The organism is Rhodoferax sp. GW822-FHT02A01, from assembly GCF_038784515.1.
Lineage (GTDB): Bacteria > Pseudomonadota > Gammaproteobacteria > Burkholderiales > Burkholderiaceae_C > Allorhodoferax.
In genome coordinates this window covers 607499-621589 of record NZ_CP152376.1, presented here as the reverse complement: position 1 = coordinate 621589, position 14091 = coordinate 607499, and the positions used below count along the sequence as shown (strand labels likewise).

Here is a 14091-nt window from a genome sequence, read left to right as displayed (position 1 = left end):
TCTCTTACCCATACCGACAAAGGAAATGCACATATGAAGACGATTCAAGCCAGGGCTGGTCTACTTGCGGTGGCAGCGGCCATATTGGTGGCGTGCGGTGGTGGGGGCGGAAGTTCTCCCCCGGCGACGGGCACCACGGCTACCACCACCTCCTTGTCCGGCGTTCTCACGGATGGACCTGTCAAAGGGGTTTGTTATCTGGCATCGCCCTCAGGACTCAATGGCACCACCAGTGCAACTGGGGCCTACAGCTTCAGTGCGGGCGATTCGGTGGCTTTCTGGATTGATACCAGCGGAACCGGATGCGGCACCACCGCGGCGAACAACTCCAGTACCACCGGCATTTCACTTGGCACAGTGTCACCCGGCACGACGGCCACCGGGACCACGGAGCAAACATTCATCCTGAGCCTGTCGACCGGTTCACAGGCGGCAGAAACGTTGCAGGCGCTGAACCACGGGACAACCAGCAATATGGACGTCAGCGGTATCACCCTGCCAGCGGCGAACGTGCGGGACATCAATACCTACATTGCCAGCTCCGGGGACAACACAGGAACGTCGAGCAATGTTGTCAACCTGTTCACTGCCGCCCAGGGGGCTGCGAAAGTTGCGAGCGTCACTTTGGTGCCCAATTTGCCGGTGACCAATACGTTTCAGTTGACGGTGGTGAACAACCTGTCGACAACCATCAGCAGCGGACTGGGAACTGCACCAACCAATTTCAGCATTCCCGAAGGAACGCTGGTGTTTGCAATCAACAGTGGCAACGTCACCGCAACCACCTACCCTGCAAACTCCGTAGGACCCTATTCCAAGGCCAGAATTTTGTATTACGGAGCCAATGGCGCGGGCCGACGCATTGTGTCCGGCACCATGTCCACCGCCAGCACGTTCTCACTGACGGGAACGACCGGCGACAACCTGCTGGTGGTGGATCAGCCCCTGACCTACTCGGTGTCGGGCAACACCGTGTCCATTGCGGTTCAGAAGAGCAACAAGAATGGCGTTCGTACCAACAATGTGGCCTCTTCCAAGACCATGACCTACTTCGATGGCAAAGCCGGCTTCTATACCGGGCAGGCCACCACAACGAATATTGCCAATGGCTACACGGAAAGCGAAACGTTCACCGGTGCAGATGTGCGGCTTACACCGCTGACCAATGCCATGCTGGCGGGCAAAGTCGTCAAGATAGTTGCGCCGAATTGCACAAACGGAGTGGCCTCCATGACCTTCTCGGCCGATGGCACAACAGCCGCATCGGATTGTGGCGGCACTTCTACCTTTACACCCATGTCGGATATCCCCGGCGTGATGGTGGTGACCAGCCCGGTCGGCGCCCAAGCCGGCAACGATGGATCCATTCTGTTTGCGGGCCTGGATGGCTCCAGCGTGAGTGCAGGATCTGCCCTGGTCTTTGTAACGGGCAATCCCGGAGTGACTTCCACCGACTATCCGGCCTGGGGCCGTCTGTCCATCATCTCGGTCAAATAGCCCTGCCTGGATGCGCTGGAGTGGTGGGCGCGATTTCGGGGTTGCCGAGATCAGTCCACCTGCTTGAGCTCGACGCTCCCCTGAACACTCAGGCGTAGCCGTCCGCGTCCGCATTTTTCGATCGCAATGCCCATGGCCTGGTCTGCCAGGCGCCGCCGCAGCAGGACCAGGCGCGCCTCCAAGTTGTCCACCACGTCTGGCAGGCCCAGGTCCGGATTGAGACGGATCTCGCGGTTGCTGAACTCGGTGCGTCCGTCACGCACATACTCCTGTAGCAAGTGCCACAGAATGGCACCGGCCACGCCCTTGATGATGTAGGTATCGTCGAAGAAGATGCTGCGGGACTCGCGGAAGCAGCGCACCCGCAGGCTTTGTGCAGGCGGTGGCGCGGCCACCACGGAGTCTTGCGGGGCGGGCGTCTCGGCATCGATGGAGCCGTCGCCGCCTTCCTGCAGCGCACGCATGCTTGCGGCGACCTGTGCAGCCAAAGCAGCCAGCGTGTCCTCGTCGTCGTAGCTGAATCGCAAGTCCACGTTGCTCTCCACAAACAGCACACCGCACACCTTGCCGGCCTGCATCAAAGGCAGGCCCAGCTGGCTGTGCGGATCTGCTAGGCCCGGGTAGGGGATCTCGGTGGAAAGCGTGCGCCCTATGCCGTCCTGCAGCACCACATCACGTATGGCCTTGCTGTAGCGGTAGGCTTGCGTTACCCAACTTACACGGATAGCTGACTTTGCTTCTGCGCAGACACCGATGACGCCATCGCCCAGCGCCACTTCCGAGCCCACGCCCGAAGTGGAATAGCCCCGGCTGCCGACGGTGTAGAGGCGTGTACCGCTTTCATCGAGCATGAGGAAGATGGCATGTTCTATGCCCATCTCCTGTTCCAGCACATCCAGTGTGGTATCCACCAGGGCGCTCAGGGAGGCGCATTCCGCGATGCGCTCACTGCACCGGCGCAGTGCCGACAGGTGGTTGCGATCGGGCACTGGAGCGGGCAGGGTATTGCCCGGCAACGCCTCGACGTTCAACACCTCGTAGATGTCGGAGCCCAGCAAACGAAAGACACCACTCATGCCCGTGTGCGAGGCAATGCCTTCCAGATGCGCTTTCATGCGCTCGAACAGGGGGCCGCTGCTTTCGGTGCGCAGATAGTGCAAGCGTAGACGGTATATCTGAGCTGTGCGCGGATGGACGATGGTCAGCTGGCCATAGGGGTTGGCCAGGATGTTGCGTCGCGTCTTGTTGAAGAACTGGTACGACAGTGCAATGTGCGATCGGTCTACATACTGCACCTGCGACAGAAAGGCCACATTGGGCTCCCCCTCTGCTGAGCAGGTGGCCATGACGCCAGGTATGACGCCTTCCATGGCCTCGCGGATGTGGTCTATGCGCACGTTCATGGCGAGGGCTCGACTGTGCGCCCTGCACGAGGTCCGGGTGTTTGCTCAAACACGCTGTGGATGGTGAAGTCGATTGCCACCAGGTCGTCGGGACACTGGTCAAAGGCCGCACGCGCAAACGCCTCCCTGACATTCACCAGCCGCAACTCCCTGACCATATTCGACACGTGGCGCTCGAGCAGCGCAGCATCCGTTGCATCGACGGCGCGCACGCGGGCATCCTGTCCCTTGAGTTGCAAGCTGAAGTTGGTGAAGGGCACGGTGAACACGGCAGCGATCCAGCCGTTCGATGCAATATCGGCCGTGGCCTGGGACGCATGGTCCCTGCGTGTCCACACCGTTGCGGACTTGCGGTCTTCTGCCACGTGGCCACCCATACTCCAACACACACTGGGCGCCATCGTTGCACTGCGCGTGGCAATGACCACATCGCTGCGCGTATTCAATAGCTCCAGTTGCTGAATGCTGATCATGGGGTGGCGAATGTATTTAGCAAAATTTTAAGCTTCCTTTATCAAATAGTTAGCCGCAAGAAGACGGTGAAATTTCTACAGTCATGCCGTGGATGGATAGCCACATGTGAATTGAACCAACCAAGGGAAAACTATGAAATTTGATAATGCTGAATCTGCCGCAGTGGCCCATGCCAACAGCCACGTACGCCTGGACATCTACCGTGACATACACAAGGCACTGCGCATGTGCATGGGTCACACGCTGCAACGGGTCGGCAGTGCGGACTGGCAGGACGCGGCCTGCGTAGCCAAGGCATGCGAACAGGTGCAAGGCCTGGCCGATTTCTGCGAAGGCCACCTCGCGCATGAAAACGCCCACGTTCACGCGGCCATGGAAGCCCGTGCGCCGGGCTCCAGTGGCAAGATCGCTGCGGAACACATCGAGCACGAACTCGAAATTGCGGCATTGCGCAATCTGGCCAACCAACTGGCGGCGGCACAACCGGCACAGCGCGAATCGGCAGCACGCGCGCTCTACCAGACGCTGGCGTTGTTCATTGCGCACAACATGGTGCACATGCACGTAGAGGAGACGCGGAACAACGCGGTGTTGTGGAACAGCTATACCGACGCAGAAATCCTCGGCATCGAGCAGCGTCTGGTGGCCGATATCGCGCCGCCCATGATGATGCAGTCCATGCGTTGGATGATCCCTGGCATGTCCCACCCCGAGCGCGTGGCCAAGTTCACCGGCATCAAAGCCGGTGCTCCCAAGCCCGTGTTCGAAGCCCTGATGAATGTGGCCCGTGAGACGCTCAACGACACGGAATGGGCCAAGCTGGCACGTGCCCTGCAACTGCCGGTTACCCCCGGCCTGGTCGCCGGCTGAGTGGCAAAGGGCGCGGCGATGGGGACGTCAGTCCCGCATCAACGTGCTCTTTCCGAACAGCGACTCGATCAGGTCCACCGCCACTTCTGCCGTGCGGTTGCGCTCGTCCAGCGCGGGGTTGAGCTCCATCACATCCATGGAGGCCAGCAACCCGGTGTCGGCAATCATCTCCATGCACAGCTGGGCTTCCCGGTAGGTGGGGCCGCCGCGCACGGTGGTGCCCACGCCGGGGGCGATGTCGGGATCCAGAAAGTCCACATCAAAGCTCACATGCAGATGGGTGTTGTCGTCCAGCTCCATCAAGGCCTGCTCCATGGTGGAGCGTATGCCCATTTCGTCGATGAAGCGCATGTCGAACACCTCCAGCCCCTGCGCGTGCACAAAGCGTTTTTCGCCCTGGTCCACGCTGCGGATACCGATCTGGCGCACCCACTGCGCCTGGATAGCGGGCACTTGGCCACCGATTTCGATCAACTCCTGCGGGCCGTGGCCACACAGGCAGGCCACCGGCATGCCGTGGATGTTGCCGCTGGGCGTGAGCGCGCTGGTGTTGAAGTCGGCATGGGCGTCCAGCCACAGCACGCGCAACTTCTTGCCGACATCGCGGCAGTGGCGTGCCACGGCGCTGATGCTGCCAATGCCCAGACAATGGTCGCCGCCCAGCACGATGGGCAGGCGGCCCAGTTGCAGTTCGGCGTAGACCGCCGCATGCAGCGTCTGGTTCCAGGCGGTCACTTCGGCCAGGTGCCGGTAGCCATTGACCGGCGGTAGCCAGGGGTTGCGCGGGCCGCTCAGGTTGCCGCGATCCAGCACTTCCAGGCCGTGGCTCTCCAGCGTGCTGGCGATGTGGGCCACGCGCAGGGCTTCTGGCCCCATGCTGGCGCCGCGGCTGCCAGCGCCCACATCGGTGGGTGCACCTATCAGACTGATCTGTGTGTTCATGGTGTGTGCAGTGTGAAGATGGGAGAGCGGCTGCCCACATGCAGGCCGCGTGCATTGCGCAGGGTGCTGGCACGCCAGGGTTCCAGTTGGGTGCGTTGTGCATCGTCGAGCCAGCCCAGCTGGTCCAGCACGGCCACGGTGGTGGCAAACAGGGCCGGCTTGTTGCCGTCGATGATCTTGATGGCCAGCGCCTCGCCCCGGCTCTTGCTGCCAATCACCTGCACACCGTCGGCGCCCACCTTGCTGACCCAGTCGCCGCGCCCGGCCTGCATGAAGGCCAGATCGTTGCGCGCCGTGCCGCTCACCATCCAGGGCTCTGCGGTCATGGCGCTGGAGAGCGTGGCAAAGCTCTCGCCGAACTCCGCGTCGGCTGCGCCACTGGCCAGCCGCGCATAGCCATAGGCCAGGCGCGACAGCGGCATGGCGTAGTTGGGCGCCGAGCAGCCGTCTATGCCCATTCCCATATCTTCTGCGTCCATGCCCACTGCACGGGCCACGTCACGGCGGATGGCTTGCTGCAGGGGGTGCTCCGGGGCTATGTAGTCCTGCACCGGCCAGCCGCTTTGCACGCAATGCGCCAGAAAGCCCGCATGCTTGCCGCTGCAGTTGTTGTGGCGCTCGTCAAACTGCAGGCCTTCGGGCGGTGCCTGCTCCAGCTGGGTGAAGATGCCCGGCACATGGCAGCCGCAGCGCAGCGTTTTGTAATGCAGGCCGGCCTTGCCCAGCATGGAGTCGGTCGCCGCCACGTGGGCGTCTTCGCCGTTGTGGCTGGCACACAGCATCGCCACTTCGGCTTGCGTGAAGCCCAGTTGGGTGTGGCCGCCGGCCTCTATGAACGGCAATGCCTGCAGCGCCTTGAGGGTGGAGCGGGTGAAGGTGCGCAGGTGGGCGTCGCCCGCATGGGCGACCAGCTCGCCGCGTGTGTTGACCACCGCAATGGCGCCGAAGTGCAGGCATTCGCTTAAAGACCCGCGGGTGAGTTCGATCAGGGGTTCGAGTTGCATGGCCGCAAGCATAGTGCGTATGGAGCGAAAGCGGATGCCTTGCCTATACTGCCGACATCAACAAGGGTTTTTCAGCATGCTTTCACAAGAGCAGATGGCGCGCTACCAGCGCGAGGGTTTCCTGGTGTTGCCGGGCTTCAAGCGCGCGGACGAAATTGCCGCGTTGCGCGCACGCGCTATGCAGATGGTGCACGACTTCGACCCGCAGACCAGCAAGACCATCTTCACCACCAACGACCAGGTCCGCACCATAGACCGCTACTTCCTGGACTCCGCAACGAAGAGCAGTTGCTTCTTTGAAGAAGAGGCGTTTGATGCGGACGGCAACCTGCGCCAGGCCAAGGAGTTGTCCATCAACAAGATCGGCCACGCCATGCACGATCTGGACCCGGTGTTCAGCGCGTTTTCGCGCGGCGCGGCACTGGATGCCGTGGCCAAGGGCGTGGGCTTGGAGCAGCCACAGATCTGGCAGTCCATGTACATCTTCAAGCAGCCCGGCATTGGCGGCGAAGTGGGCTGGCACCAGGACGCCACCTTCTTCGACAGTACCCCCATCAGCGTGACCACCTTCTGGTTTGCATTGGAAGACGCCACGCTGCAGAACGGCTGCCTCTGGACCCAGGTGGGCGGCCACCACGGCCCCTTGCGTGAACGCTTTGTGCGCCACGGTGACGTTGTGCGCAAGGAGCCCCTGGACGCCACGGCCTGGCCCGATAGCAGTACGGCGGTTCCGCTGGAAGTGCAGGCCGGCACGCTGGTGGTGTTCCACGGCCTGCTGCCGCACTACAGTGCGCCCAACCGTTCCCCCATCTCGCGCCATGCCTACACCCTGCATGTGACCGACGCCCGTACGGCCTATGCGCCCACCAACTGGATACAGCGCGGAGCAGACTTTCCGGTGCGCGGGTTTGTCTAGCTGCGCTAAACAGCCCCGCGTGCTAAGCTGACTGCCCGACTTTGCTGACATAACAATTTGACGGAGACCCTCACCATGCCAGGACTCGTACCCCATATTGATCCGGACGGATTGCTCGAATTTTCCGTGGTCTATACCGACCGCGCACTCAACCACATGTCGCAGCGTTTCCAGGGCGTGATGCGTGACATTTCCGCGATGCTCAAGGAGGTGTACCACGCGCCTTCCGTGGCGCTGGTTCCCGGCAGCGGCACCTTCGGCATGGAAGCCGTGGCACGCCAGTTCGCCACTGGCAAGAAGGCCATGGTCATCCGCAACGGCTGGTTCAGCTACCGCTGGACCCAGATCTTCGAGATGGGCAGCATCCCCGCACAGTCCACCGTGCTCAAAGCACGCCGCACCAGCGATGCCAAGCAGGCGCCCTGGGTGCCGTGCCCCATTGCCGAAGTGGTGGCCACCATCCGCGACGAAAAACCCGATGTGGTGTTTGCGCCCCATGTGGAAACCTCGGCCGGCATGATCCTGCCCGACGACTACCTGCGTGCTGTGGCAGACGCCGTGCATGAAGTGGGTGGCCTCTTCGTGCTGGACTGCATTGCCTCCGGCGCACTGTGGGTCGATATGGAAGCCATTGGCGTGGACGTGCTGGTGACCGCACCGCAAAAGGGCTGGAGCGGCTCGCCCTGCTGCGCCATGGTGATGCTCAGCGCCCGTGCGCGCGCCGCCATCGACGGCACCACCAGCACCAGCTTTGCCTGCGATTTGAAGAAGTGGCTGCAGATCATGGAAGCCTACGAAAAGGGCGGCCATGCCTACCACGCCACCATGCCCACCGACGCCCTGGTGCGTCTGCACGAAGTCATGCGTGAAACCCGCGCCTACGGTTTCGAGAAGGTACGCCAGGAGCAGATCGCTCTGGGCACCCAAGTGCGTGCGCTGTTCGAGAGCCGCGGCATTGTCAGTGTGGCAGCCGAGGGCTTCAAGGCGCCGGGTGTGGTGGTGAGCTACACGAGCGACGCCGATATCCAGAACAGCAAGAAGTTCCTGGCGCTGGGCCTGCAGACTGCTGCCGGTGTGCCGCTGCAATGCGACGAGCCGGCCGACTTCATGACCTTCCGCGTGGGCCTGTTCGGCCTGGAGAAGCTGCACAACGTGGACCGCAGTGTGGCGCATCTGGCCGCCGCGCTGGACGCCATGGGCATCAAGGCACCCGCAGAGGCTGTTGCCGCCTGAGAGGTTCGTTGCCTGCGGCGCAGTGCGCCTTGCGGGCTTTAGCGCGCGTTGGCCTGCAGCCAGGCCTGCAGGCGCGCAACACCCTGGTGCAGACGCGCAATGTCCTTGGACGCAAAGCACCAGCGCAGCCAGCCATTGGCCTCCGGGGCAAACGCATTGCCCGGTGCCAGGCCCAGCCCCGCTTCCTGCACCAGCCGCTTGGCAATGGTGAGTGAGTCACCCGCCACCGGCACCTTGAAAAACGCATACATCCCGCCCTTGGGGCTGGCCACTTCCACACCCGCCAGCGCCTGCAATGCGGGTATTAGCGCATCGCGGCAGGCCTTGAGGTGCTGCACCACGCGCGGCGTGACTTCATCGGCACGATCCAGCGCCGCGATGCCGGCACGCTGCACAAAGGTGCTGGCACAGGAGGTGTTGAACTCGATCAGCTTGCCCATGGCCTGCGTCAGCGTGGGCGGCAGTACCAGCCAGCCTAAGCGCCAACCGGTCATGAGGTAACTCTTGGAAAAGCTGTGTACCACCAGCAGCCGGTCTTCTGGCACGGAATGGTCCAGAAAGCTGGGCGCGCAGGCCTGCGCTGTGGGCTCGTAATACAGGTTTTCGTAGACCTCGTCGGCCAGTATCCAGGTGCCTGTCTTGCGGCAATGCGCCAGGATGGCACGCTGCTCCTCGGGCGTGAGCGTCCAGCCCGTGGGGTTGTTGGGCGCGTTGACGATCAGCAGCTTGGTGGCTGGCGTGATGGCCGCCAGCAGCGCGTCCAGGTCCAGCGTCCAGGCGCCCGCCTTGGGTTGCAGGCTGACCGTGCGCAACTTGCCGCCCATGATCAGCGCCTGCGCCGTCAGGTTGGGCCACACTGGGGTAACCGCCACCACTTCATCACCCGGGTCCACAATCGCCTGCACCGCCAGCATCAGCGCACTCACGCCGCCACTGGTCACCGCAATGCGGTCCGCCGTAATGCCCGCGCCCGCATTGTGCTGCGGGTGCTTGGCCGTCATGGCGCGGGCAAGGCCTTCGCGCAGCGGCGGCAGGCCCAGGTTGTGGGCGTAAAAGGTCTCGCCCTGGCGCAATGAATCGATGGCCGCTTCACGGATGAAGTCAGGTGTGACTTCATCGCTCTCGCCAAACCAGAAAGCCAGCACATCGGTGCGCCCTATGCCGGCGTTGGCTACTTCACGGATCTTGGATTCTTCGAGGTTCTGTATGGTGCTGCGCATGGTAGTGGGGCGTGTGGAAACAGCCTCACAGCATACGCGCTACCAGCGGGATCAGGACCGATGCAAACACGACTTGCAACCCCAGCGCCAGCGCCGCCCAGGCGCCGGCATCGGCGTTGACCTGCATGGCGCGGGCCGCGCCTATGCCGTGCGCCGCAGTGCCCAGCGCAAAGCCGCGCGCCATCCAACCGGTGGCGTCCCTGCCAATGCGCAACACATCAAACAGGTACTTGCCCGACAGCGCGCCCACCATGCCAGTCACCACCGCAAAGACTGCAGCCAGCGCCGGAATGCCGCCTAGTTTTTCCGCCACACCCATGGCCACCGGCGCGGTCACCGACTTGGGCGCCAGAGACAGCAGCACATCGTGCGGCAGGCCCAGTGCCCAGGCCAGGCCGGTGGCGCTGACGGCAGCTGCCGCACCGCCGGCCAATGCCGCGATGGCAAAGCGGCTCCAGCGCGAGCGCAGCACGGCTCGGCGCTCCCACAGCGGCCAGGCCAGCGCCACCACGGCGGGCCCCAGCAGAAAGTGGATGAACTGCGCACCCGAAAAATACGTGGGGTAGGCAGTGCCGGTGAGCGTCAGTCCCACGGCCAGCGTCAGTACCGACCACAGTACCGGGTTGGCCCAGGCAGCCTGCCCCATGCGGCCATAGAAGGCCTGCGCCAGCACATACACCACCAGCGTGGCGGTCAGCCCGAACAGGGGTGTGGAAGACAGGTACACCCAGAGCTGCACGAACTCAGCCATGGCCCTCCTCCGTAGCATCGTCTTTGAGCAGGGCGCGCAGCACCAGTGCAGTGACGGCCAAGCTGGCCCAGGTGGACAGCACGATCACCACTGCGATACGCACGCCGTAAGTGCCCAGCACATCCAGGTGCGTCATCACGCCCACACCCACCGGCACAAACAGCAGCGAGAGGTGCTGCAGTAAAAAAGCCGCCACCGCACCCACGCTTTCCTGCACCAACGGCCAACGCAGCGCCACCAGCAACAGCAGCATGCCCACCACCGGTCCGGGCAGCGGCAGGTGCAGCCCGCGTGAAATCACCTCGCCGATGGATTGCAGCAGCAAAAGCCAGGTGATGCCGCGCAGCGCCTGCATCGCAGCCTAGAAACGTTCGAGTTCGGGGTGCTTGATCTGCCCGCCGAGCACCAGCATCTTGCCGTACTCGGCACAGCGGTGCAGCGTGGGAATCACCTTGCCCGGGTTGAGCAGGCCCTTGGTATCAAAGGCGGCCTTGAGCGCAAACATCTGGGCGTTTTCTTCGGCCGAGAACTGCACGCACATGCTGTTGAGTTTTTCCACGCCCACACCGTGCTCGCCGGTCACCGTGCCGCCCATGGCCACACTGGTTTCCAGGATGTCGGCGCCAAACAGTTCGCAGCGGTGCAACTGGTCGGGGTCGTTGGCATCGAACAGGATCAGCGGATGCAGGTTGCCGTCGCCAGCGTGGAACACATTGCAGCAGCGCAGCTGGTATTTCTTTTCCATCTCCTGGATGGCCAGCAGGATGTCGGCCAGGCGCTTGCGTGGAATGGTGCTGTCCATGCACATGTAGTCCGGGCTGATGCGGCCCGATGCGGGGAATGCATTCTTGCGTCCGCTCCAGAAGCGCATGCGCTCGGCCTCGCTCTGGCTTACCGCAATGCGGGTGGCGCCAGCGGCGGTGAGCACTGCGCTCATGCGGCCGATTTCCTCTTCCACCTCTTCGGGCGTGCCGTCGCTCTCGCACAGCAGGATGGCGGCGGCGTCCAGGTCGTAGCCGGCGTGCACGTAGTCTTCCACGGCGGCGGTCATGGGCTTGTCCATCATCTCCAGCCCGGCCGGGATGATGCCCTCGGCAATCACGGAGGCTACCGCTTCCCCGGCTTTGCGCACGTCGTCGAAGCTCGCCATGATGCAACGCGCCAGAAGGGGCTTGGGCACCAGCTTGACGGTGACCTCGGTGGTCACGGCCAGCATGCCTTCGCTGCCCACCAGCACGCTCATCAGGTCGTAGCCGGGCTCGTCCAGCGCGTCGCTGCCAAATGTGACGGGTTCGCCTTCGGCAGTGAAGCCGCGCACCTTCTGGATGTTGTGCAGCGTCAGGCCGTATTTCAGGCAGTGCACGCCGCCGGAGTTTTCCGCTACGTTGCCACCAATGGTGCAGGCGATCTGGCTGCTGGGGTCGGGCGCGTAGTACATGCCATAGGGTGAGGCTGCCTCGCTAATAGCCAGGTTGCGCACGCCGCACTGCACGACTGCTGTGCGGCTGCGCTTGTCGATCTTTACGATCTTGTTGAACTTGGCCAGCGACAGGGTCACGCCCAACGGGTTGGGCATGGCGCCGCCCGACAGGCCGGTGCCGGCGCCGCGTGCCACCACGGGCACTTCCAGCGCGTGGCAGGCCTTGAGCACGGCGGCCACCTGGACCTCGGTTTCCGGCAATGCCACCAGCAAGGGGCGGGCGCGGTAGGCGGTGAGGCCGTCGCATTCGTAGGGCGTGGTGTCTTCTGTCTGGTAGAGCAGGGCGTGGGGTGGCAGCAGGGGTTTGAGGGCCTGCAACACGCGGGCCTGCAGTTCGGCGCGTTGCATCAATTCGTTGGCAGCAGATGGGGTCGGGGCGTTCATGAAGAGCGTGTTTTGGGGTGTCTGTCCACTGTAGGGCAAGCGCCGCAGGTGTGGCGTGAATTAACTTGCACGGGCTGTTGAATTGCCGCCACGTTGCGTGGTCAGGCCATGGCTTTCTTGAGCCACTCGGTGAAAGCGGCCACTTCCCAGCGGTCCATGGCACCGGTGCGCCAGCACAGGTAGTGGGCGTGGGGGCTGGGCACATTGCGCATGAACGCATCGGCGGTGCCCAGGCGCACCAGGGAGCCTTGCTCCAGCCAGGGCGCACCCAGTTTCAGCCGCACCAGTGCGATGCCCATGCCGGCAGCGGCGCAGTCGCACATTAGGCCGATGTCGTTGAACTGCGAGCCTTCCGTGGGTTCGGGCCAGTCCAGCCCATTGGCGGCAAACCAGGTGCGCCAGGGTTCCAGAGGACTGCGCAGCAAGGGCATGTTGTCAAGATCCTGCGCCGACTCGAATGGCCCGTGCTCACGCACATAGGTGGGTGAGGCCAGGGGCGTCACCTCGTCCTTGGTCAGGCACAGGTATTCCAGGTCGGAGTAACGCCCGGCGCCAAAGCGCACCGTCAGGTCGGCGTCTTCGGCCACCACGTCCAGCAGCGGGATGGATACCTGCAGCGTCAGGTCGATTTCCGGGTAGGCGTCGGTGAACTGGCGCAGCCGGGGGATGAGGATGCTGCGCGCAAAGGTGGGCGTGACGGCCAGCCGCAGCTTGCGTTTTCCCGGAACCGAGGTGGAGCTGGGGAACTTTTGCAGGATGGCCAGCCCTTCACGCACATGGGCCAGGTATTCACTACCCTCGGTGGTGAGCGAGAAGTCGGCCCGTCCGAACAGCTTGGTGCCTATGATCTCCTCCAACTGACGCACCCGGTGGCTGATGGCGCTGGGCGTGACGTGCAGTTCTTCGGAGGCCTGGGTCACACTGCGCAGGCGCGCCAGTGCTTCAAAGGTCAACAGACACTGAATTGGAGGAATGCGGGCGGTGCTCATGCCCTCACTATAATTCGCGGCCCTCCCCCCGCATACCCAAACACCCGAGAAACTGCCATGTCCGACTCCCTAGCGGTGCTGCCGCAGTACCTCCTGCCCAAGAAGGCGCTTACCGTCTTCGCCGGCTGGGTAGCCGGTGCCAAGGGTGGCGCCATCACCACAGCGCTAATCCGCTGGTTCGTCAAGCGCTACCAGGTGAACATGGGCGAGGCGGCCCAGCCAGACGTTTCCGCGTATGCCAGTTTCAACGACTTTTTCACCCGCGCGCTCAAGGCCGGTGCGCGCCCTCTGGCCGCAGCCGATTACCTGTGCCCGGTGGACGGCGCCATCAGCCAGTTCGGCCCCATAGCCGGCGACCAGATCTTCCAGGCCAAGGGCCACAGCTACAGCAGCACCGCGCTGGTGGGTGGCGACGCGGCGCTGGCGGCGCAGTTCCAGGATGGCGCCTTTGCCACCCTGTATCTGAGCCCGCGCGACTACCACCGCATTCACATGCCCTGTGACGGCACCTTGCGCCGCATGATCTACGTGCCGGGCGATCTGTTCTCAGTCAACCCGACCACGGCGCGGGGCGTGCCGGGGCTGTTCGCCCGCAATGAACGGGTGGTGTGTGTGTTTGACGGTGCAGACGGTCCTTTCGTGCTGACCCTGGTGGGCGCCACCATTGTGGGCAGCATGGCCACGGTCTGGCATGGTCAGGTGAACCCGCCGCGCAGCCCGCAGGTGTGCGAGTGGCATTACGACGCCGGTGCCGTGCAATTGAAGAAGGGTGAGGAGATGGGCCGCTTCCTGCTGGGCTCCACCGTGGTGATGCTGTTTGGCAAGGGCACACTCGCGTTCAACCCGCAGTGGGCGCCCGCTGGCGCCATCCGCATGGGCGAAGCCATGGCCTCCAAGCCCTGAAAGGGCGACTTCCCCGCGCGCTGCG

At 63.5% G+C, this 14091-nt stretch carries 13 protein-coding genes and 1 pseudogene; 5 read left to right on the top strand and 9 right to left on the bottom strand.

Going from position 1 to position 14091, the window contains the following annotated elements; translation table 11 throughout:
* Nucleotides 1-33: 33 nt before the first annotated feature.
* Entirely contained in the window at nt 34-1497 is a 1464-nt protein-coding gene (locus AAGF34_RS02885) for a hypothetical protein (RefSeq protein WP_342619129.1), read from the top strand.
* Nucleotides 1498-1547: 50 nt separating this feature from the next.
* Here AAGF34_RS02885 and AAGF34_RS02880 read toward each other — a convergent pair whose 3' ends face one another.
* Nucleotides 1548-2900: a GAF domain-containing protein gene (locus AAGF34_RS02880; RefSeq protein WP_342619128.1), complete on the bottom strand. Its 1353-nt coding sequence runs from the start codon at nt 2898-2900 to the stop codon at nt 1548-1550.
* Complete coding sequence (locus AAGF34_RS02875) at nt 2897-3373, bottom strand: hypothetical protein (protein ID WP_342619127.1); 477 nt, start codon at nt 3371-3373, stop codon at nt 2897-2899. The genes AAGF34_RS02880 and AAGF34_RS02875 overlap by 4 nt, the downstream gene beginning before the upstream one ends.
* Before the next feature lie 133 nt (nt 3374-3506).
* On the opposite strand from AAGF34_RS02875, the gene AAGF34_RS02870 reads away from it, so the two are divergent.
* Nucleotides 3507-4244, top strand: coding sequence for a hemerythrin domain-containing protein (locus AAGF34_RS02870; protein WP_342619126.1), 738 nt, complete (start codon nt 3507-3509; stop codon nt 4242-4244).
* A gap of 27 nt (nt 4245-4271) precedes the next feature.
* On the opposite strand, the gene rocF is transcribed toward AAGF34_RS02870, so the two are convergent.
* Both rocF and AAGF34_RS02860 read right to left on the bottom strand, forming a co-directional pair.
* Nucleotides 4272-5186: an arginase gene (gene rocF / locus AAGF34_RS02865; protein ID WP_342619125.1), complete on the bottom strand. Its 915-nt coding sequence runs from the start codon at nt 5184-5186 to the stop codon at nt 4272-4274.
* Nucleotides 5183-6190, bottom strand: coding sequence for an asparaginase (locus tag AAGF34_RS02860; RefSeq protein WP_342619124.1), 1008 nt, complete (start codon nt 6188-6190; stop codon nt 5183-5185). Before AAGF34_RS02860 ends, rocF begins: the two co-directional genes overlap by 4 nt.
* 76 nt (nt 6191-6266) lie before the next feature.
* Between AAGF34_RS02860 and AAGF34_RS02855 the strand changes: the two genes are divergently transcribed.
* Nucleotides 6267-7106 carry a phytanoyl-CoA dioxygenase family protein gene (locus tag AAGF34_RS02855; protein WP_342619123.1) on the top strand — a complete coding sequence of 280 codons (840 nt, stop codon included), beginning with the start codon at nt 6267-6269 and terminating at the stop codon, nt 7104-7106.
* 75 nt (nt 7107-7181) lie between these two features.
* Nucleotides 7182-8339 carry an aminotransferase class V-fold PLP-dependent enzyme gene (locus tag AAGF34_RS02850; protein WP_342619122.1) on the top strand — a complete coding sequence of 386 codons (1158 nt, stop codon included), beginning with the start codon at nt 7182-7184 and terminating at the stop codon, nt 8337-8339.
* Between the two features lie 38 nt (nt 8340-8377).
* Here the strand turns inward: AAGF34_RS02850 and AAGF34_RS02845 are convergent.
* From AAGF34_RS02845 to AAGF34_RS02825, 5 genes and pseudogenes are all read right to left on the bottom strand, one after another.
* Nucleotides 8378-9562: pseudogene (locus tag AAGF34_RS02845) on the bottom strand (pyridoxal phosphate-dependent aminotransferase); the annotation flags it as partial.
* Nucleotides 9563-9584: 22 nt separating this feature from the next.
* Nucleotides 9585-10310, bottom strand: coding sequence for an LrgB family protein (locus AAGF34_RS02840; RefSeq protein WP_342619121.1), 726 nt, complete (start codon nt 10308-10310; stop codon nt 9585-9587).
* Nucleotides 10303-10665: a CidA/LrgA family protein gene (locus tag AAGF34_RS02835; RefSeq protein ID WP_342619120.1), complete on the bottom strand. Its 363-nt coding sequence runs from the start codon at nt 10663-10665 to the stop codon at nt 10303-10305. Before AAGF34_RS02835 ends, AAGF34_RS02840 begins: the two co-directional genes overlap by 8 nt.
* Before the next feature lie 6 nt (nt 10666-10671).
* On the bottom strand, nt 10672-12174 hold the full coding sequence (locus AAGF34_RS02830) for an FAD-linked oxidase C-terminal domain-containing protein (protein ID WP_342619119.1): 1503 nt from the start codon (nt 12172-12174) through the stop codon (nt 10672-10674).
* 101 nt (nt 12175-12275) lie between these two features.
* The gene (locus tag AAGF34_RS02825; RefSeq protein ID WP_342619118.1) at nt 12276-13163 is read right to left on the bottom strand and encodes a LysR substrate-binding domain-containing protein; all 888 of its coding nucleotides are present in this window, start codon (nt 13161-13163) and stop codon (nt 12276-12278) included.
* A gap of 57 nt (nt 13164-13220) precedes the next feature.
* On the opposite strand from AAGF34_RS02825, the gene asd reads away from it, so the two are divergent.
* Nucleotides 13221-14066: an archaetidylserine decarboxylase gene (asd, locus tag AAGF34_RS02820; protein WP_342619117.1), complete on the top strand. Its 846-nt coding sequence runs from the start codon at nt 13221-13223 to the stop codon at nt 14064-14066.
* Nucleotides 14067-14091 lie beyond the last annotated feature (25 nt).

What these genes read in the sequence shown, in the direction of transcription:
- AAGF34_RS02840 (WP_342619121.1), bottom strand. Translation starts at nt 10,310, where the DNA reads ATGGCTGAGTTCGTGCAGCTCTGGGTGTACCTGTCTTCCACACCCCTG.
- AAGF34_RS02855 (WP_342619123.1), top strand. Translation starts at nt 6,267, where the DNA reads ATGCTTTCACAAGAGCAGATGGCGCGCTACCAGCGCGAGGGTTTCCTG.
- AAGF34_RS02825 (WP_342619118.1), bottom strand. Translation starts at nt 13,163, where the DNA reads ATGAGCACCGCCCGCATTCCTCCAATTCAGTGTCTGTTGACCTTTGAA.
- AAGF34_RS02875 (WP_342619127.1), bottom strand. Translation starts at nt 3,373, where the DNA reads ATGATCAGCATTCAGCAACTGGAGCTATTGAATACGCGCAGCGATGTG.
- AAGF34_RS02860 (WP_342619124.1), bottom strand. Translation starts at nt 6,190, where the DNA reads ATGCAACTCGAACCCCTGATCGAACTCACCCGCGGGTCTTTAAGCGAA.
- rocF (WP_342619125.1), bottom strand. Translation starts at nt 5,186, where the DNA reads ATGAACACACAGATCAGTCTGATAGGTGCACCCACCGATGTGGGCGCT.
- AAGF34_RS02880 (WP_342619128.1), bottom strand. Translation starts at nt 2,900, where the DNA reads ATGAACGTGCGCATAGACCACATCCGCGAGGCCATGGAAGGCGTCATA.
- AAGF34_RS02850 (WP_342619122.1), top strand. Translation starts at nt 7,182, where the DNA reads ATGCCAGGACTCGTACCCCATATTGATCCGGACGGATTGCTCGAATTT.
- asd (WP_342619117.1), top strand. Translation starts at nt 13,221, where the DNA reads ATGTCCGACTCCCTAGCGGTGCTGCCGCAGTACCTCCTGCCCAAGAAG.
- AAGF34_RS02835 (WP_342619120.1), bottom strand. Translation starts at nt 10,665, where the DNA reads ATGCAGGCGCTGCGCGGCATCACCTGGCTTTTGCTGCTGCAATCCATC.
- AAGF34_RS02830 (WP_342619119.1), bottom strand. Translation starts at nt 12,174, where the DNA reads ATGAACGCCCCGACCCCATCTGCTGCCAACGAATTGATGCAACGCGCC.
- AAGF34_RS02885 (WP_342619129.1), top strand. Translation starts at nt 34, where the DNA reads ATGAAGACGATTCAAGCCAGGGCTGGTCTACTTGCGGTGGCAGCGGCC.
- AAGF34_RS02870 (WP_342619126.1), top strand. Translation starts at nt 3,507, where the DNA reads ATGAAATTTGATAATGCTGAATCTGCCGCAGTGGCCCATGCCAACAGC.